Source organism: Woodsholea maritima DSM 17123 (genome assembly GCF_000382325.1).
In the GTDB taxonomy this organism is placed as follows: domain Bacteria; phylum Pseudomonadota; class Alphaproteobacteria; order Caulobacterales; family Maricaulaceae; genus Woodsholea; species Woodsholea maritima.
Genome location: NZ_KB908062.1, coordinates 42,987 through 62,513 on the forward strand (window position 1 = coordinate 42,987; position 19,527 = coordinate 62,513).

The 19,527-nt window shown below is 53.8% G+C and carries 15 protein-coding genes and 2 CRISPR repeat arrays; of the genes, 7 read left to right on the top strand and 8 right to left on the bottom strand.

What is annotated here, in order from left to right:
- Positions 1 to 90: 90 nt before the first annotated feature.
- Positions 91 to 228: a sugar phosphate nucleotidyltransferase gene (locus tag H151_RS17900; protein ID WP_083918621.1), complete on the bottom strand. Its 138-nt coding sequence runs from the start codon at positions 226 to 228 to the stop codon at positions 91 to 93.
- 539 nt (positions 229 to 767) lie between these two features.
- Between H151_RS17900 and H151_RS0113525 the strand changes: the two genes are divergently transcribed.
- Positions 768 to 2,348 (top strand): 2-isopropylmalate synthase, encoded by a 1,581-nt coding sequence (locus tag H151_RS0113525; RefSeq protein ID WP_019962205.1) that lies wholly within the window; start codon positions 768 to 770, stop codon positions 2,346 to 2,348.
- Between the two features lie 12 nt (positions 2,349 to 2,360).
- Entirely contained in the window at positions 2,361 to 3,326 is a 966-nt protein-coding gene (locus H151_RS0113530) for a branched-chain amino acid transaminase (protein WP_019962206.1), read from the top strand.
- A 16-nt stretch (positions 3,327 to 3,342) separates the two neighbouring features.
- A CRISPR array of direct repeats spans positions 3,343 to 3,773; the repeat unit is 36 nt; unit sequence GTTGCGGCTGGACCGTGTTTTCTGATCTGCTAAGAT.
- A 71-nt stretch (positions 3,774 to 3,844) separates the two neighbouring features.
- Here H151_RS0113530 and cas2 read toward each other — a convergent pair.
- From cas2 to H151_RS0113555, 5 genes are all read right to left on the bottom strand, one after another.
- Positions 3,845 to 4,207: a CRISPR-associated endonuclease Cas2 gene (gene cas2, locus H151_RS0113535; protein ID WP_019962207.1), complete on the bottom strand. Its 363-nt coding sequence runs from the start codon at positions 4,205 to 4,207 to the stop codon at positions 3,845 to 3,847.
- The gene (gene cas1 / locus H151_RS0113540; RefSeq protein ID WP_019962208.1) at positions 4,204 to 5,136 is read right to left on the bottom strand and encodes a type II CRISPR-associated endonuclease Cas1; all 933 of its coding nucleotides are present in this window, start codon (positions 5,134 to 5,136) and stop codon (positions 4,204 to 4,206) included. The genes cas2 and cas1 overlap by 4 nt, the downstream gene beginning before the upstream one ends.
- A gap of 46 nt (positions 5,137 to 5,182) precedes the next feature.
- On the bottom strand, positions 5,183 to 8,533 hold the full coding sequence (gene cas9, locus H151_RS0113545) for a type II CRISPR RNA-guided endonuclease Cas9 (RefSeq protein ID WP_019962209.1): 3,351 nt from the start codon (positions 8,531 to 8,533) through the stop codon (positions 5,183 to 5,185).
- A 565-nt stretch (positions 8,534 to 9,098) separates the two neighbouring features.
- A CRISPR array of direct repeats spans positions 9,099 to 9,463; the repeat unit is 36 nt; unit sequence AGCTTAGCAGATCAGAAAACACGGTCCAGCCGCAAC.
- Between the two features lie 81 nt (positions 9,464 to 9,544).
- The gene (locus H151_RS17435; protein WP_083918617.1) at positions 9,545 to 9,847 is read right to left on the bottom strand and encodes a type II toxin-antitoxin system RelE/ParE family toxin; all 303 of its coding nucleotides are present in this window, start codon (positions 9,845 to 9,847) and stop codon (positions 9,545 to 9,547) included.
- Positions 9,829 to 10,107 carry a type II toxin-antitoxin system ParD family antitoxin gene (locus H151_RS0113555; protein ID WP_019962211.1) on the bottom strand — a complete coding sequence of 93 codons (279 nt, stop codon included), beginning with the start codon at positions 10,105 to 10,107 and terminating at the stop codon, positions 9,829 to 9,831. The genes H151_RS17435 and H151_RS0113555 overlap by 19 nt, the downstream gene beginning before the upstream one ends.
- A 218-nt stretch (positions 10,108 to 10,325) precedes the next feature.
- On the opposite strand from H151_RS0113555, the gene H151_RS0113560 reads away from it, so the two are divergent.
- Genes H151_RS0113560 through phnE form a run of 4 tightly spaced genes read left to right on the top strand, consistent with a single transcriptional unit; the run spans position 10,326 to position 14,253 of the window.
- The gene (locus H151_RS0113560; protein ID WP_019962212.1) at positions 10,326 to 11,468 is read left to right on the top strand and encodes an Sb-PDE family phosphodiesterase; all 1,143 of its coding nucleotides are present in this window, start codon (positions 10,326 to 10,328) and stop codon (positions 11,466 to 11,468) included.
- 22 nt (positions 11,469 to 11,490) lie between these two features.
- Positions 11,491 to 12,420, top strand: a complete 930-nt coding sequence (locus tag H151_RS0113565; RefSeq protein ID WP_019962213.1) for a phosphate/phosphite/phosphonate ABC transporter substrate-binding protein — start codon at positions 11,491 to 11,493, stop codon at positions 12,418 to 12,420.
- Positions 12,420 to 13,211, top strand: a complete 792-nt coding sequence (phnC, locus tag H151_RS0113570) for a phosphonate ABC transporter ATP-binding protein (RefSeq protein ID WP_019962214.1) — start codon at positions 12,420 to 12,422, stop codon at positions 13,209 to 13,211. Before H151_RS0113565 ends, phnC begins: the two co-directional genes overlap by 1 nt.
- 22 nt (positions 13,212 to 13,233) lie before the next feature.
- A complete protein-coding gene (gene phnE, locus H151_RS0113575; RefSeq protein ID WP_019962215.1) occupies positions 13,234 to 14,253 on the top strand; it encodes a phosphonate ABC transporter, permease protein PhnE in 1,020 nt (339 codons plus the stop codon).
- 24 nt (positions 14,254 to 14,277) lie between these two features.
- On the opposite strand, the gene H151_RS0113580 is transcribed toward phnE, so the two are convergent.
- Both H151_RS0113580 and H151_RS0113585 read right to left on the bottom strand, forming a co-directional pair.
- Positions 14,278 to 15,795 carry an alkaline phosphatase D family protein gene (locus tag H151_RS0113580; protein ID WP_019962216.1) on the bottom strand — a complete coding sequence of 506 codons (1,518 nt, stop codon included), beginning with the start codon at positions 15,793 to 15,795 and terminating at the stop codon, positions 14,278 to 14,280.
- A gap of 123 nt (positions 15,796 to 15,918) precedes the next feature.
- On the bottom strand, positions 15,919 to 18,525 hold the full coding sequence (locus tag H151_RS0113585; protein ID WP_233354592.1) for a TonB-dependent receptor plug domain-containing protein: 2,607 nt from the start codon (positions 18,523 to 18,525) through the stop codon (positions 15,919 to 15,921).
- 216 nt (positions 18,526 to 18,741) lie between these two features.
- Between H151_RS0113585 and H151_RS16525 the strand changes: the two genes are divergently transcribed.
- Positions 18,742 to 19,527: an HAD-IIA family hydrolase gene (locus H151_RS16525; protein ID WP_019962218.1), complete on the top strand. Its 786-nt coding sequence runs from the start codon at positions 18,742 to 18,744 to the stop codon at positions 19,525 to 19,527.

Sequence of the window (19,527 nt, forward strand, 5' to 3'; positions counted from 1 at the left end):
TTGGCCAGATGTTGTTTGCTCGATGTGTGCGCGATGTTTTATAGACCTGATGATGCATGTTGGGCCGAGAACATGTGCGTGGTGATTGTGTCATGCACGATCGAGTGTGTCTTTGAGCATGCTCTGGTGAGAGGCTAAAGGTTTAAATTGCTTTGGTTCTGATGGTGAAGATAGCGGCCAAAGTCGGGTACCGGAACCGCCGCATATACTAACTGGGCTAACTTTAATCGTCTGATGAAAATTTAACTTGAGGCCCCCAAATCATCTTGTGCATATTATCTGTTTATCAAGGCGTATTTAAACGTTATTTTTCGCTGTTTAAGCTTTGTAATGTCTATGGGACTATAGGGGCTTGATTTCAAGTTGAACTTATGGGTAAGCTAAATTCATGCTCCTGGTAGGGGCTTATATTTTTTTACGAGACCGGCAATGACCCGCAGAGACGCAAAAGTGATGGCTCAAGATACGCGCAAGGCTCGCATTGCCGCGTTGAGCACACTTGTCCTTCTCTCTGCCCTCCTCCTTATGACCTTCATATCTGGAGCCCGGGTGCCTGTCTGACGTGTCGCAAGACCACTAAAGCAAAGACCACCAACCCCCGCTCCAACCCGGAGCGGGGGTTTTCTTTTATCTCCATCCTCTTCCATCACCGCCAACGATTAAGGATTTGACCATGACCTTCGCCCTCGCGCTTCTTTTGACCCTGACCGCTAGCCTTGCCCTTACCGGCCTTTCCTCTCCCGTTCGAGCGCGTGTGAAGGTGTATCATGACTGAGTATGTCCAGATTTTTGACACGACTTTGCGCGATGGCGAGCAAGCCCCCGGCTTTTCCATGCGCGAAGAGGGTAAGATGATGATGGCCCAGGCTCTGGCCGATCTGAACGTAGATATTATCGAGGCGGGCTTTCCGGCGGCCTCGCCGGGCGATTTCCGCGCGGTGGAGCGTATCGCGCAAGAGATCCATGGCCCGCGCATTTGTGCCCTGGCGCGCGCTATTCCCGGCGATATTGAACGTGCGGGCGCAGCGATCCAGTCCGCGCCCAAGCGCCGCCTTCATGTGTTTCTCGGCACCAGTCCTTTGCACCGCGAAGCCAAGCTCAATATGACGCCGGGCGAAATCCTGGCGCGGATCCGCGACATGGTCGGTTATGCGCGGGAGTTTTCCGACAATGTCGAGTTCTCCGCCGAAGATGCTTTCCGCACCGAGCCGGAATTTCTGGTCGAGGCACTCTCGACGGCGGCGGCGGCCGGGGCCGCGGTGTTAAACGTGCCCGACACGGTGGGCTATGCCACACCGGATGAGGTTTTTGCGCGCTTTTCCATGTTGATCGCTGAGGTCGAGCGTGCGCCGGAGGTGATCTTCTCCACCCATTGTCATAATGATTTGGGGATGGCGGTCGCCAATTCCCTGGCCGCGGTGCGCGCCGGGGTGCGCCAGATTGAGTGCACCTTGACCGGTATTGGCGAGCGTGCGGGCAATTGCGCTTTGGAAGATGTCGTGATGGCGATGCGCACGCGCAAAGATATTTTCAATCTGCAAACCGGGATCGAGGCCCGTCATCTGATCGCGGCGAGCCATACCCTGGCCCAGGTGACCTCCACCCCGGTGCCGCGCAACAAATCCATCGTGGGGGCCAATGCCTTCGCCCATGAATCCGGGATCCACCAGCATGGGGTCCTGAAAAACCGCGAAACCTATGAAATTATGCGCCCGGAAGATGTCGGCGTTGATAAAAGCGCGATCATTCTGGGTAAGCATTCCGGCAAGCACGCCTTGAAGGCGCAGGCCGCCGATCTGGGCTGGAACTTGGAGGGCGAGCGCCTGGATGAGGTCTTCGCCGCGTTTAAACTCATGGCCGATGAGATTGGCTTGATTGATCAGGCGCGCTTGTGCGCCTTGCTGAGCCAGATGGAGAAGGGCGAAAGCTTTGAACCGCAATGGACTTTGGGCGCAATGGCACTCAATACCTCGGGCGAGGCGGGCAGCCAGACCCTGGCTCATATCGAGATGATCCATAAGGCCGATGGCGCCGTCAGCGGCACCGCGCGCGCCAGCGGAGCCTTGGATAGTATTTTGAGCGCCATCAATATCGCGCGCGGTATAGAGGCGCGGGTTAGTGCCATCGACATGCATTATATTGCGATGGACCCAGAACCAGTGGCCAGTGATCCGCAACGCGCAGATGTTCTGGTGGATATCGAAATTGAAGCTTTTGGCGGGCTCTATCAGGGCCGGGCCCGCGCGCGCGACATCATGCCGGCCTGCGTCAATGCTTATCTTGATGCGTTGAGTAATGGCGAAGCCGTTGCGGCGCGTAAAACCCAAACAATGACATCAGCGGCCTAAAGGGGACATACTATGGCGATTAATGCAGTCGAGACGATCTGGCATAATGGTAAGCTTATTCCCTGGGCCGAGGCGCAGGTTCACGCGCTCAGCCATGCTATCCATTACGGCACCTCGATGTTTGAGGGGATTCGGGTTTACGACACACCCAAGGGGCCAGTGGGCTTTCGCCTGACCGATCATATCGCGCGCCTGGGCGATTCAGTGCGAATCTATCATTTTGAGATGCCGTTTACTACGCAGGAGCTGGTCCAGGCGTGTAAAGATGTGGTGGCGGCCAACCATCTTAGCTCGGCCTATATCCGACCTTTGGCGATGATGGGCTATGGTTCCATCGGCTTGGTTCCGGCCGCCGATACGCCGATGGAGGTGTTCATCGCGGCCTTCCCGTGGGGCGCCTATCTGGGCGCAGAGGCGCGTGAAAAAGGCGTGGATGTGTGCGTATCCAGCTGGAATAGGCTGGCCCCGAATACCGTGCCGACGGGGGCCAAGGCGGGCGGCAATTATCTTTCCAGCTATTTGATCTCCCGCGAAGCCAAATCGCGCGGCTACGCCGAAGGCATCGGTCTGGACCGTGAAGGGCGCTTGTCCGAAGGGGCGGGGGAAAATTTGTTCCTCATTAAAAATGGCAAGCTCTATACCCCGCCGGCATCCTCTTCAATTTTACAGGGCATTACGCGCGATAGCATTATCAAGATTGCCGAGCATGAGGGCTTGGAAGTGGTTGAGCAGACCTTGGCGCGCGAGATGATGTATCTGTGTGAGGAGGCCTTCTTTACCGGCACGGCGGCAGAAATCACCCCGATCCGGTCCTTCGATGATCTGCCGACACGGGCCAAAGGCCCCGGCGAGATCACCCGCCTGATCCAGGATCGCTTCTTTGGCCTGTTTGAAGGGCGTACCCCCGATCATTGGGGGTGGTTAGAGCCTATAGGGGCCTATGAAGGCCAAGAGGCGCGAGAGGTGATTAGCGTTTAGGCCCTGCCTTCATCGTGTTGCGGCTGGACCGTGTTTTCTGATCTGCTAAGATCGGCAAGCGGCTAATGTACGGACAGGGCCGGTTGCGGCTGGACCGTGTTTTCTGATCTGCTAAGATTGTTCTGGACGTGGTTGAAGGTGATTACTTGTTGCGGCTGGACCGTGTTTTCTGATCTGCTAAGATAATGGCGTCAACAATGCCTTTGGCTTCTTGGTTGCGGCTGGACCGTGTTTTCTGATCTGCTAAGATGCGACTCGATAGTCTTGGAGCAAGAATTGTGTTGCGGCTGGACCGTGTTTTCTGATCTGCTAAGATTCTCGCTCACCACCTCATCAAGCTCTTGCGGTTGCGGCTGGACCGTGTTTTCTGATCTGCTAAGATACATTAAATCATTTGCCAAACCATGACCAGTTGCGGCTGGACCGTGTTTTCTGATCTGCTAAGATAGCTATATGGGCAATTTCCTGAAATAATTAGGAAATTGCCCATTTCCAAATGAGAAAAACTGAGACATTCGCTAAAATAACGCCAGCTGATTTGGATTTTTTTTCTGGCGCTTTCGACTTTGGTCGCAAAAACGTATGATGTTTTCATATTGGCGATCCGTAAATTGATAGATGTATATATTGCCCCATTCAGGCAGCGCCGCTTCGATGCGATTGACGTAAGTTTCAAACTGCTCCTTACCTTTGCAAAATCGCATATAATTAGAAAATTGGCTCATCTCAAAACCCAAATCAAGCAGATGCTGGCGAAATTGCGTAGCCGCCTTTCGCTGTGCTTTGGTTTCGACTGGTAAATCAAAAGTGACAAGAATCCACAAGATTTGATATCCACTTAAATGACGCGCTCCGGTATTGGCGCGCTTTGATACACTCATACCTCCCCCTCCAGGGCGGCGCGCCCTAAACTTGCCAATTCAAGCGGACTTGGGGGCTTAAAGATTTCCAATTGAGGCTTGCCGCTTTCAAAGCTCATCGCGAGAGAATGGACAAAGCGTGCAACCTGCACTGCTACAGGTGAAAGGCCAATACCGCTATCGAGATCAAAGGTCGTTAAAGAGGTGAGCGCGAACTTGGTCGTGGGTGCTAGCTCGGTCTGCGCCTCTTGAAGACAGTTGAACACTATTTGATCGACCAGGGGGCGATAGGGTTCCATCAAATCGTCAGACAAGGCAAAGGCATTGGCTCTATTGCTATGAAAGATGCCCAATGTGGGATGGAGGCCCGAGGCGCAAATCGCCCGCGAGACCACAGCGCGTAAAACCGTGTATCCGTAATTGAGAAGGGCGTTCACCCCCGGCGTGGATTGATCGCGAGAGAACTCTGCACCCATTAAAGCTTTCCAGTATCGGCGTGCGGCTTGGGCCTCGACATTATCCGGATCGCCAGAGCGCACTTTGCGCGCAAGCAGGTTGAAGCCCTTGCCATCCTTGCCATTGGCATTGAGCACATGGCCCTGCATACGGATTTTTGCCGCGACAATCCTTTGCCAGAGCTGCTTTTTCAAAGGCTTCGCTGCCTCGGCCTGCGCCCTTAAGCGGGCGCCTTGTAAATGATGACCTTCAAAAGGCCACACCACACTGACCGGGGCATGGTTGGGCCCGCACAGCACGACAGGAATGGCCCGTTCGGCCATGCGAACAAAAACGCTTGTCGACCAGGTTGTGCCATGGGCATGAACGATCAACGCGCCGATATCATCGAGCGGGATGCGCCCTTGCTCGTGCTTTTCTTGTGAGATGATCAAAAATCCGCGATAGACGTTGAGGTGCAGACCCTCTGTCGTGATATCAACAATCCGATCCATAGAGGGCCTGCCTATCGCTTTAGGGGCTGGGAAGGGCGCTTAGCGCTTACGCAATCTGCCGCTTTTGCGCCTTGCTCTCTTGGTCCTGCGGGCCAGGATCGAAGATCTGGCCGCTTGGGCTGATACGAATTTGACGACACTGGATCGCCTTCAAGCCGCTGGCAGTTTTTGAGAAAAATTTGAAAGGGTCATCTTTGTCGCGATTTCTATTATCCGTGTTTGCTTCATTATGCGGCGCAAAGAAAATTTGACCATTTCCACCAAACTTCACAACTCTGGCAATACAATAGCCTTTGTCGGGATGGTTATACGCGACCATATCATTTTGCTGTAGCCGCAGAACCCGACGCGCGGTGGGGTGATCTTTATGGAAAGGCGAAGTCCAGTCTCTCTGGTGAACATCAAACATTGTGACAACTTCACAATGCCATTTACCATCCAGGGTTTCCCAAACATCATAGCGATAATTGGAATCCCCCTTAAAGCCTTTAAAGACTTTACCGTCGGAATCGCGAATGGGGATGGTCGATAGGGTTTCCGCGACCCGAACCCGGCGAATATTTTTAAATTGCTTATGGGTTTTTTGAAAAACCGCTAACGCCTCAGCAATGTCCTTGTCTTTCTGGAGACCTTCGATCGCACTATAAAGTTCAGCCTGCAGGCGCTCATCACGAACATTCGGGATATCTTTGGCGACAAGAGAGTTGAAGGCTTTGCGGCGGACCACGATGGGATTGCCTTTGGCGTCTGTCTCTTGAGTAGGTCCATAGGCGGTATCATTGTGCAATTGACCCGCGGTCTGGCCCTTGCCGAGTTTATATCCAGCCTGGGACACCCGGCCATGGTCGGGCTTATGGCTGACCACAATGGGCTGTAGCGCCGCTTTCAAATCTTCACGGAAGCTAGGCCAAGGCGGATTGTCGGCAATAATTTTCTTGATGGCGTAATCGAAGTTTTGGCTGTCCACAGTGCGGGCCAAGCCGGAAATATGCTTCAATAAAGCGCGGGTTGTCACCCCGATCACGGCCGCGTCAATGGCATGATGGCGGTGATCTTGGCGGTTTTTGGGTTGCGCGACTTCAGCGTGATCTTGGTCACCCAGTAAACTGTTAAGCCCCCAATTTCGCCGCAGCATCTCGGTCAAGCGCCCAGGCGTGACCCACACATGATTACGTTTCTTTAGCTCGCCATGCTCATCCGCTTCCTCGAAAGGATAAAGACACTCCAAATATTCTTTGGCCAAGCGTGAAAGGTATTGTGTGTCGGTTAATTGGCGCGCAACAAAGTCTTCCTCGCCCTCAAATCGCGCCATAGCATCCGCCGCAAAGCGCCAGCGTTTATTCTTGGGCAAGATTTGTGCGCGGGCCAAAATCTCATCATAATGGCTTTGCCATTCGGTAACCTCTGCGGGCGCACGATTACGTTTTTGCCGGTTGGCGGCGCTGATACATAAAATCAGATTGGCTTTACTATCATCCAAAGTCCGCGACCAGGGTAGGATGTGGTCAATATCAACCTCACCAGAGAATAACATAGACGCAGAAATGGCTTGACCCGAGTAAATGCAAACCCGTCCTTCAGGGTCTTTCGGGTTCAACTCTTCCCATAATTTCAAAAGGACGCGGTTGCTCCCGTTATTGCGCTGCCCCATCTCTTGCAATAATGACCCGCGCGCCTCAGCCTCGCGGCGGTTTTTCGCTTGAGCCTTATTGTATTCCGTCTTCTGCTTTTCCGACATTTGCAGATCACGGGCCAGTTCCAGCACCATGCTTTGCGGCTTACCGTGCTTGACCAGTAAATCATTGACCAGGCGGCGCAGTTGATTAAGCCCAATATGGACGGTGGGGTTGGTGATCCGCCCTTTATAAAGGTCATAGCCAATCGGGATGGGGCCTTCTTTCAGGCCGTCCCGTAAACTGTCTTTCAGCTCCAGCTCGACCACATCTTCATCCCCGGATCCAGGCGGGATATGGCGTTCCATCACCTCTTGATAAGGGGGAAGGCAATCCTCGCCCGCTTCGCTTTCAAAGCCCAAGCGAGAGTGATTATAGCCACAGCGTTTTGCGGCTTCGGCTTCGGGAATGACATCCTCTTTCAGCGCGTCCAACATCGCGCTCAACGCGGTTAATCCTAAACGGCCATACCCCTGCGGCAAGGGCGCATCGATGATGGCGATAGCCTGATCATCATCCAGCTTATAGTGGGCCTGCAGCCAATCGAGCAGGCGCTCTGGATCTTCTTCTTCTTTCAGCTTGGTGAGGATCGCCCATTGTTCCTCCAGCGTGAAATCGGCCCATTGCCCGCCAAAGCGTTTGGCATCCGCCATCAGGACATAAACTTCATCGCCCACCAGATCTTTTCGGGTCTCACTTTCTTTATTGAACGTGGTTGTGCGCGGCAGTTTTAATTCTGTACGCAATTTTGCAAAGGACAGCTTCTTTTTCTGCCGCAATAACCAGATCAGCTTGTCGCGTTGCGCGCGGTTTAGCTTTTGATGGCTCAGATCGTCTAAAACAATCTCCAGCTCATTGACCTCTTTATACAGGCGGAAGGCCTGAAAAACGGGATGGGCTTTGGCCAGGCGCGTTTCTTTAGGGTTGAACGCACATTTACCCACTTGTGGCGGCTTTAACGGGCGTTGATAGAAAATAATGTCAAAGACATGTTTTTCGCGTTCAGATGTCAAAATGTCTGGATAGTATTGCGCCTGTGCCGCCCAAATCGCTTTAAACTCCGCTTCTAACAAGGCGCGGCTGGGGTAAAAGGCATAGCCCTCAGCCGTTAATAAATCAGAGCCCGCGCGCAAACGCACGGTTTGCCCCGCGCGCCGTCGTTTCGCCAGCCACTCGCCATAGGTGCGCGCATCGGACGCCATGATCTGCGCCTCTAAATCGCGCACCCCCGCCCCGATTTTACCCAAATCATTGTCTTTACGGTCGGTTTTCCGGTTGGATTTAAATCCGCGCCGTTGATTGAGGTGAAACACCGCCCGGCCAATATATTCCAGCGGCAGTTTTTCATCCAAGGCCCGCGCGCGCAGTTCATAGGGGCCATCGCTACCTCCTCCGGATTTTTGGGCGATATCGCCCGTTTCCTGAACCAAAGCCCGGCGCATTTTCGCATCGCGTGGCATCAGGCCATATTCGCTTAAAGTTCGCAGCAGGGCTTTACGGCGGCGGATATAGCGATCGCGCCGGCGCGACATTGCACGCGCTTCACGCCGCGCCACGGCCAGAGAGGCTTTGGATTTGGGGTCTCGGCCGTCGGAAAAAATTCGTACGCCCCCCCCCTTGCTCGACTCAGGTTCGCCTTTTGAGTTTAGGGCGTAAACCCAATAGCCTATAGAATTGGTGCCCAGATCAAATGCGAACAGCAGAGGTTTATATTTTTCAGTCATAAAGCCACCCTTAATTCAAGGCATTTTAAGGGGGGATTCTCTAAAAATCAAACCCTTCAGGTGAAAATTTTATTATGTGGTGATGTAGGGAATTAATAGTTGACCTGTCGTGTAAAGTCATATAGACTTTAATAAGTCGCTGGTAGAGAAAGCGTGCAATGCTGGGTCCAAACAGACAAAGCACGCCTCATCAAAGCAGAAATTGAAAATACCATCGATTAGACAGTTGGTCCACCCCAACTGTCGCTTTTACATAGCACATGGCACGTCAATCTTTTCAAGTGGTGATGTAGTTGCGGTTTGACGCTTGACAGGGGAATTCTCCTGTCGCAATTATGCTGAACTTATCAGATCAGAAAACACGCGTCTGGCCGTTAACAAGCCTTGATTGCACCAAATAAGGCCGTCCCTCCGGGGGCGGCTTTTTATGTTGAATGCGCACGCAACACTCGGTGAGTCGCGAAAAAAATGGACCAATTTCACATAATATTCGGTAGAATGTTTGATTTTTTTGAAATTAAAACGGGTAATTCTCTAAAATTTTCAGAGAATTACCCGCATATCGAGCTTAGCAGATCAGAAAACACGGTCCAGCCGCAACTGCTTGCTGCCATCGCGCGCGGAAGGTATGAGCTTAGCAGATCAGAAAACACGGTCCAGCCGCAACAGATCCAGGCTCAAGAAGCTGGTGCTCGCGAGCTTAGCAGATCAGAAAACACGGTCCAGCCGCAACAAGCCATGAGGTGCTATGATCTGTGCACAAGCTTAGCAGATCAGAAAACACGGTCCAGCCGCAACGGCCAACAGGCGCACAAGCGCTCAAATAACAGCTTAGCAGATCAGAAAACACGGTCCAGCCGCAACCTATAACCATGAGGCCTTTTAATCTGAACGAGCTTAGCAGATCAGAAAACACGGTCCAGCCGCAACCTCTTTACTCCGCTCGATGCGGATGGCTTAAGCTCAGGCCCAGGGTGAGTTGTCGCCGTTAGAGTGTGATTGCCGCGAGGGTCATCCCTCCCCAAAGGCTGTTTCAATATCGCGTGCGCCATGGAGAATTCGCACAATCACGATGCGCGTGTCTTCGTTGAGGAAATAGATGCAGCGCTTTTTATAAAGGCAGGCACGTAGCCCTTCGCGGACATGATCACGGTTGAGACCGGGATAATCACGCTCTACAATCCATTGAATTTTATTCACCAAGCCGTGTATGAAACGGGCTGCGGCATTGGGATTGTCTTCGGCTATATGGTCATAAATCGTATCGAGATCGCGCGCGGCCGGGCGGGTGAGAACTAAGGCTTTGCGTGTGATCGCGCTATCCCCCGCGTGATGATGTCCTGGGCCAGATTACTTGGTGCGTCGAGTGTGAGGACGTCGCCTGTGTCAAGCGCCTCCAGACCGGCATCTATGTCGGCGCGCAAATGGGCCAGGCGCGTTTCATGATCTTCCAGCGCGCGGAGCCCGGCGCGAACGACTTCACTGACATTGTTATAGCGCCCGCTTTCCAGCTGGGCCGTGATGAAGCGGTTATAATGCTCGTTCAAAAGGACGGTTTTACGTAAATCACCCATGGATGACCTTTCTATAGGGCAATATGCTCTTTGGGTGTGAATATATCATACTTATGTTCGGTGGGCCACAATGAAGTAGCGCGCACGGGTTGCATTTTATGCAATATTGATCCGCAATAAAATTGAGTAAAATTCATTCCGGTGTCACAAAGATTTGCTAACTCTGAACCATCGAGGGAGAGCAGGCGGGGCGTCCCGTCTGAAGCGGAGGCATATCCATGCGGGCTTTAGGTGGTTTGGCCGTTACGACGGCTCTATTGAGTGTTTCAACGCTGGCGGGAGCCCAAGAGGACCGCGCGGTATCCTTTCCAAATACGCAAGATGGTCGCACGGTTTTGGCGGTCGATCTGCATAGTCACAGCGTCTTTTCCGATGGGCATGTCTGGCCGTCCATTCGTGTCGAAGAAGCCGTGCGCGATGGATTGGATGCTTTGGCGTTTACCGAGCATCTTGAACACCAGCCCCATAGCCATGACATTCCGCATCCGGACCGCAATCGGGCCCATGAAGTGGCTGAAGAGCACGCGCATAATCGTGATATGACCGATGTTATGTTGATCAATGGTGCCGAAGTGACCCGCGGCATGCCCCCCGGTCACGTCAATGCGGTTTTCGTCACCGATGCCAACGCTTTATTAGTCGAGGATGCCGAGGCGGCGTTTCAAGCGGCAAAGGATCAAGGGGCCTTTATCTTCTGGAACCACCCCCATTGGTTACCTCAAGCCCCTGATGGCATTGCGCGCATTACGCCAATGCATGAAGACCTGATTGCACGCGGCTTGCTGCATGGGGTTGAAGTGGCGAACGGCACTTTGGATGCTTATTCTGAGCATGCCTTACAAATCGCGCTGGACCATAATCTGACGATTTTGGCGACTTCGGATATTCACGGCTTGGTGGATTGGACCCATGATGCAGGTCATGGCGGTCATCGCCCGATGACTTTGGTATTGGCGGACGAAAAAAGCCCATCAGCCTTGAAGGCGGCTTTGTTTGAAGGCCAGACTGTGGCCTGGCATTATAATGATCTGATCGGGCGAGAGGCCCATGTTGAGGCTTTGGTTGCGGCCTGTCTTAGCCTGAAGCCGGGTCAATATACGGGTGAGCGTAGTGTCTTGCCGATCACCGTAGAAAATGTTTGCCCGCTGCCCTTTATTCTTCAGAATCTTAGCGAAGAAACTTTCCAAAATGTCAGCGATGTCATCACAGTGCCATCACGCGGCGTGTATGACATACAGGTGCGTATGGGCGAGCAAGTGCGTGATGTGGCTTTGACCTTTGAGGTTCTCAACACACAAATTCGCCCCCGCGAGCATTTGAGCCTAACCTTGCGTGGTGAGGTGGCAGCGCAAGGCGAATAAATCCGTGTAAGGGGAGGGATTTATGAGAGCCGTATTTCGCGCTTTGCTGTGTGTGATCGTCTTGGGCGCGGGGCTAAGCCCCGCCTGGGCGCAGCGTGCTGATGGCAGTGCCGAGCATCCTTTACGAGTGTTGCTGATCCCTGCTGATGGGGGCACTGAAGATGGCACAAAAGCAGATTTCCTTCCCCTTTTTAATGCGATAACGCGATCGACCGGTCTCCATTTCGAAGTTGTGACCGGGCACAGCTATGGTGCGGTGATCGAGGGGATGTGCTCCGGCCTGGCCGATATCGCGTGGTTCGGGGCTGCGTCTTATATCGAGGCGCGCGATCGTGGTTGCGCTGAGCTTCTGGCCATGGAGGTCAAAAATGGCCAGTCGCAATATTATGCCGGGATTTTTGTGCAGGCGAGCTCTGAGATCCAAACTTTAGAGGATTTGCGCGGGCATTCTTTGGCCGTGGGCTCGGTTCACTCCACATCCAGCTTTATCTATCCGGTGGCGATGGTGATGGAGGCAGGCCTTGATCCGGTTGGTGATTTATCCAGTATTCGCATAACCGATAGCCATGCCAATGCCTTGCGCGCTTTGCAGGCCGGGGTTGTGGACGCAGGTGCGGCGTCTTTGGATTCCTATGTTCGCGCTGTGAACCAGGGTGCGATTGGCGTTGAAGATTTGCGCATTCTGGCGCGCTCCGCACCTATCCCCACCCCGCCCTTGGCGCTGCATCCCGACTTGCCGGCTGAGATGAAAGCCAGCTTGCGCACGGCTTTGCGTGATGTGCATACGGCCCCGGGGGTCACGCCGGAGATGATCCGCGGCTATGGCGGTAAGCGGGTTGATCGCTATGACGTGGATGTCAGTGATGAGATTATTGATACCGCCGCTGGACGCCTGAGCCAGGTTGAGGGCGAAGTGACGAACGCCATAGTGCGCGCAGCGAGCCGTCGCTGATGCGTGATTTCAATTCGTGTGAAGATCGGTTGGCGATAGACGGTCCGGCGTTAAGCTTTACGGGCGTCAGTAAGGCCTTTGGTGATGGGCATCAGGCTTTGGCGGATGTCAGTTTTGATGTGGCCCCGGGCGAGTTTTGCGTGGTCTTGGGCGCTTCTGGCTCAGGCAAAACCACTTTATTGCGCATGGTCAATGGCTTGGTTGATGTCAGCGGGGGTGAGATCGCTGTGACCGGTGAGCGTTTGAGCACGGCCAATATGGCGCGGGTGAGACGTAAAATTGCGATGATCCACCAGCAATTTAACCTGATTGAGCGCTTAAGTGTGGCGCAAAATGTTATGGCGGGCACGTTGGCACAGCAGACTGTGTGGCGTGCAATGATCAAGCTTTATCCTCGTTCGGTTCAGAATAAGGCGCTCGAGCTTATTAAGCGCGTGGGCTTGGGCGCGGACCATGTGAACCGGCGGGCGGCGCGTCTTTCTGGGGGGCAACAACAAAGGGTGGCGATTGCGCGCGCCTTGATGTGTGACCCGGCGGTGATTTTAGCCGATGAGCCGGTGGCGAGCCTGGACCCTAAGATTGCCCATGATGTTTTGGGTCTGATCCGTGAAGCGGCTCGTGAACGCGGTGCGGCCGTTTTATGTAGCCTGCACCAACCAGATCTCGCGCGCCAATATGGCGACCGTATTGTTGCGCTTCACCAGGGCGTGGTGGTGTTTAATGGTCCGCCAAGCGCCTTAAGTGGCGATGTCTTGCATCAGATTTATCATATGAGCGCCCCTGCGGCGTAGGCAAGCACGGGAGCGTTCTGCAATGAAAAGCGTATTAGGCCGTCGCGGCGTCGCGCCAAGTTGGAGTGTTCAACGCCCCTTTGGCTGGCGAACGCTGATTGGGTTGGTCATTATACTGGTGATCATGGGCGATAGCGCGCACCGTTTAGGGCTGGAGCGCATTTTCATCCAAACCGGTGAAGCGATTGCAGCCAGTGTAGGCCTGCAAGAGCGTTCGCAATTGGGCGATGCGGTGGGTCGCATTACCGGTGAGATGTTCCCGATCACGATTGAAGAACGCAAACCCGTGACGCGGATCGAGAATTTTGATGAAGCCCGCTTGCCACCTTTTTCTCATCTTGAAAGCGTTGATGTTCAAGAACAGGTGCTTAACTCTGATACTTTGCAATTAGAAACCGTCACGCATACCCAACGCGTTTTAGTCGAGCCTGCGGGCTATTTATTGTATGTCCTTACCAAGATGGTGGAGACGATTGAGATTGCCATCTGGGCGACGATTTTCGCGATTGTGATGAGCTTGCCTTTGGCCTACCTCTCGGCGCGAAACTATACGCCGCATTTTGTGATTTATGGGGCCGCGCGCGGTGTGGTGAGTTTCTTTCGGTCCATGCCGGAATTGATCACGGCCTTGTTTTTGGTCATCGCCTTTGGCTTTGGTCCGGTGGCTGGGATTTTGGCCCTGACCCTTCATGGCGCGGGCTTTTTAGGCAAATTCTATGCCGATGATATTGAGGCCGCCGATAAGCGCCCGCAGGAGGCTTTACAGGCGATTGGGGCAGGCCAGCTGAGCATTTTACGCCTGGCCGTCATCCCACAGGTCTTGCCCAGTTTTACCGCGCAGACCCTCTATTTGCTTGATCGTAATATTCGCATGGCCGCTGTTGTTGGCCTGGTCGGCGGGGGCGGGATCGGCCAGGAATTGAAAGGGCGCTATGACTTATTTGAATATGATAGAGTGGGCACGATCTTGCTGGTTTTATTCATAACCGTTGTGGGGCTTGATCAGATTGCCTCACGCATACGCCGCCATCTGTTATCGTAAGACGGCGGCGTATGTGATGATCGTCTAGAAGTCGCTGGTCTTTAGTTCGGCATCGCTCGTACAAGTACTGTTGGGATCATAAGGATCATTGACCGTGCGATAGGTCGAGGTCCAGGCGCGTTCATCGGCAGAACAGCGCAGATACCCCCGTTTGTGGCCATTTAAGTAAGCGACATGGTCATTGCCGTTTTCTGCTTCATGCAAGCGCCCCGCCCAGCTGCAATGTGAGGAGATGGAGGTCGCGGCGAATTCATGGCCAATTTTTTGCGAATTCGGGTTTTCGGGCTCCTTATGGATCGCCATGGCGGCGGCGCTATGCCAATCACCGCTCAGCACGATAGGATTGGCGACATCTCGAGAGAGGGCATCAATCAAGCGCTGGCGCTGGACCGGATATCCATCCCATTGATCCATATTGTATTCGCGCCCTGACGTATAACGATAGGGCGCAAACCACGTTTGCTGGGCCAGAACATTATAGCGCGCGCCGGAGCTGCGAAGCTGTTCCATCAGCCAAGCCTCTTGAACATCACCGGTCATGGTGCGCGCGGGGTTCATCAGATCGGGGCAGGTCTGGTCACTGGGAAAGCCATCCCCGCACACCTGATCGGAGCGGTATTGGCGGGTGTCGAGCAGGTTGATTTGCGCGGGGCCAAAGATATAGGCGTTATATTGTTGAAGACCGGCCAGGCTCGGGGCTTCTTCCAGGGGCATATGCTCATAATAAGCCTGGAAGGCAGCGCGCTTGCGGATCAAAAACTCTTCAAGTGTTTGTTTTTCTGGATCCTGAGGGATGTTACCCGCCCAGTTGTTGTCGATTTCATGGTCATCCATGGCCATAATCCACGGGGCCGCGGCATGGGCCGTTTGAAGATGCGGATCACTGCGATATTGGGCATAGCGATTGCGATAATCCCACAATGTTTGGATCTCTGATCCTGTGTGAGAGCGCACACTGGCAAAGGTATAAGTCTCGCCGCGATATTCGATATTGCGCACACCAACCGGATTGCCGCGCCCTTCATAGATGTAATCGCCAACATGAACCACGCAGTCCGGGCTCCAATCAGCCATGTCTTTATAGGCCGCGAAATGCCCACTTTCATAATGCTGGCAAGTCGCCACGGCGAGCTTCATCGCGCTGGCAGCACCGCTGGCGGTACGGGTACGCCCGATCGGGCTTTCATCCTCGCCATAATAAAACTGATAGAAATATTCACGGCCCGGTTCCAGATTGCGCGCGGTGACATGGACCGAATGCGCTTTGGCATCCGAAGTCTGCACTAAACCATCTTGAACCGTTTGGCGCATGGCACCATCGGCGCATAAACGATAGCGCACTTGCACACGGCCCGGGGCCATGCCGCCGCCATTTTCTGGATCGGGGGCCAGGCGGGTCCATAAGACGACACTGGTTTCGCGCGGGCTGCCCGAAGCAACACCAAGCGTGAAGTGGTAGTTCTGGCTTTGCGCGCGCGCCAGGGATGGGGTCCATAGGGCTGCGCCGGTGGCAGCCAGAAATAAACGCCGAGAAAGGGCCATATCGCTCTCCATGATTCATGGCCAAAACACGAAAAGAGGCGGCGCTCAGGGGGGTGAGAACGCCGCCATCTTTCCTCCAGGTGGGTCAAAGGGTTGAGGCGGCCCCCAACCCTTTGATTTTACCTAGAATGAGTATTCGTATTGCAGGAAGAAGGATTGTGGTTTCCCGTTCCAGCCATACTGACGATAGTAAGCAGAATCGTTCGGCCCGATCTCCCCGCGCACGGCCGCGCGTGAAACCTGAAGGCCAGACCCACCGGACATACGCTCATAATAGTCTTCATCCAGGATGTTGACGGCGCGCAGCAAGAAGCGGTGCTGGCGGTTATCGCCAAGGAAGTATTGGATTGAACCGTTCAGGACGAAGTAGTCACCAAAGTTGACGTCTTCCACAACGCGGTTCCCGCTGGCATCGACCATGCGCGCCAGGGTGGTCCCGGCGTAAGCATGCTCAGGGCCTTGCCAACGTGGGTTCAGGGCGAAGATCCAGCGATCAGTCGGCTTATAGGTGATCAGACCAGACAAGGTCCATTCTGGACGCTCGGCAGATTGACGGAATTCTTCACTACCCGCACGACCTGGAACCACGAAGCCCAGATTGCTGGATGTGCCGTCAAGACGGGCCATCACGCCATAAACGGGGTTTGGCTCTTTGGATTCCATATCCGTAAAGCTGAAATCGGCCTGCCATTGATCTAAGTCCACGGAGACGTCAATGGTGAAGCCTTGGATGTCTTGGGTGCTGCGCGAGTTGACCGCAACGCTTTGGCCGCCATCCAAATTCATAGACGCGGCGGTGGCACAGAATTCATCCGGCGCAATGATGTTGCGGCGATTGGCCGTGATCACATCGCGCGCATTGGGATTGCCTTCATACTCAAAGCAGACTGCTTCGACCGCGCGTGATGAGAAGAGATTGTTGATCTCGGTATCAAAATAACCCAGCTCGATATTATAGGTACCGCCCATAATCTCGCCATCGATCCCTAGACCCAAATTCAGGTTCTTTACATCTTGTGGCTTCAGGCCAGGATTGATGTTGGATGTCGGGCCGAAGGCGCCGATTTCATCAATCTTTGGTGCGCTGTAGGACGTACCACCCGATACACGGGCATAGATGCCGTAAGGCAGGTTTTGACGTACGCCATAGCGCCAGATGGATTGATCATCAAAGTTGGAATTGAAGTCCTGACGCGCGGCGAAGGACGCGCTCAAGCCTTGAAGGACAGGTAAAGACAAGCGCAGATCACCATAAACCCCGGTTGAGGACACGGTGACATCGCGCACACCATAAACACTGGCCGAATTGTCTTTATAGGAGGTGTTCTGCACGCCAGCGACGACCTGCAGATAGTCATTTACGGTGTATGAACCGCGGATATTGATCCCATAATCAATATAACCCGATTTGAACTGGTCAACCGTACCAAAGCCTTTGGTGGGGGTGCCATCGCCGAAATTGGCTTCAGACTGGATGACGTAACCGATAGGATTGCCGATCGGGAAGGGGTTGTCGAATGTGCCGTAAGGCTGACCGTTTTCAGGATTGATGTAATACCCAGTATCTGCACCGGTCGCTGAACGTGACAGATTGCCATAGGGGTTGGTGACACACCCGGCTGGCAAGGCTGGAATACCAGCCGCAAAAGCTTCAAACTCAGCCGCGGTGTTAAAGCGGGTGATGCCTTGGTTCGCTGCTTCAGCCTGAATAGCCGCTGGCAAATCTTGCAGGCGTGGAATGTTACAGATCCGTGCATCCAGCTCGCTATTGTGCAGGCGGGGATCTTGGTAGTGACCCTCGATATCCAGTTCAAAGCGATCGCCAATTTCGGTGTGGAAGCTGGCATGATAGATGGGGAATTCAGTGTAGTTCGGCTGATAAATCGTGCTGGTTGGGAATGAATCGCGGAAATCAATGGATGAGAAGGACGCACCAGCGCGGAACTCAGTCACATCATTGATCTGCCACAGATAGCTCATTCCTAAGCTGTTATAGCTGTATGGGAATTCATGCATGCCGCCAAGCGCAAGCACATTGTCTGCATAAGCGGATTCGTCAAACAGCTCATGCGCGTCGGTTTCATAGGAGCGACCGAAGAAAAGCACGCTGTGGCGACCATCCGCGGTCAGTGGGAAGGAATAATTGCCGTAAACTTCACGGGTTTTGAATGAACCGGCGTAAACCCCGAACTCACCCTTGGCCGTGCCGTCTGGGCGTTTAGATTGAACGCGAACAACGCCCAAACCGCCGTTAGATCCGAAATAAAGGCTTTGGCCGCCCCGATAGATCTCAACGCTTTCGATCATACGCGGATCAATCGCGGTTGCTGGCCACAAATCTTCTAAAGGCGAGCTGCGGTCAAAATAAGGAACACCGTCTACCATCAACAAGGTGTCGCGGTCGGTTCCGCCGTCGATGCGAATTGTAAACTCGCCTTCGTCAGGTGAGTAGCCAATATTGGCACCGCGGATCAGGCCCGCTGCGGCTTCACCGAAATTCGTAAAGCCCCCGGTTTCAATCTCTTCAGACGTGATAACCTGAACCTGGGTGCCGAATTCGGCCAGGTCTAACGCCAGATCGGTGATTTGCGTGTCCAGACGCTGGCCCTCTACCCGGATCACATCGCGGATGCGGCTGCGTGTGTCGCCTTCGCTTTGCGCCATTGCAGAATATGGCAAGGCAATGCTTGTCAGTAGCACGCTGGTTAGAGCGGCCAACGGTCGTTTCATGGTCGTACCCATTTCAATCCCCTTGAATGTGCATCTCACAGATCGCCGAAGGGCGAGCGTTCGCACGGTCGGGCCCAGCCATCGGCCCCTCCCAGACCAACGGCTATCAATCATGTGTGACAGGCGGGCGAAGAAAATTTAACGACAATATGAATTTTACTCAGTCGCAAAAATAGTGTTATTGAGTTTCCCTCAATTTACAAAAAGGGCGAGGATATGCCTGCAGATGATAACTTAGCCATGATTCACCCGCAGCGCCGTTTGGCGCGCCGCTATCAAGGCATGTTAGACCGCGCACAAGGAATTTTGTTGGATTGGGATGGGTGTATCGCCTTGGCTAATACGCCTTTTCCCGGTGCGATTGAGTTTCTTAAGGCCAATATTGAGCGTGTTGCGATTTTATCGAATAACTCAACGCATAGACCGCAAGACCTTCAGTCTATCCTGGCGAAAGTGGGTGTTGATATCGCGTTGAGCCGCGTCATCCTGGCCGGGGTTGAGGCTCTACGTCATGCGCAAGATCAGCGCTTTGGCGCCTGTTATGTTGTGGGGGTGCCCGCAATGGAACGCGTTGCGCGCGAGATGGGTATGCTCGCGCGCGATGGCCAGGAGGTTGAGACGGTGATTCTCATGCGTGATATGGGCTTTTCTTATGAAAAGCTCGCGCGTACAGTGCGTTATCTGGAGCGCGGGGCCCGCCTGATTGTTGCAAACCCCGACCTGACCCATCCTGGGGTTGAAGGCGGAGCCGTTCCCGAAACAGGCGCTTTGCTGGCGGCGGTGATGGCCTGTGTCGATGGGCAGGCCATCGAGATGGACGTCATCGGAAAGCCTTCGCCTTTTCTGTTTCATGCCGCATGCCGTTCACTAGATCTCGACCCTACCCATGTTGTCATGATTGGGGATAATCCGGCGACAGATATCGCGGGCGCGCAAAAAATTGGCATGAGCGCAATCTTGATTGGGCCGGATGAAGGCGTGATGTTGGGTGATCTGATGTAA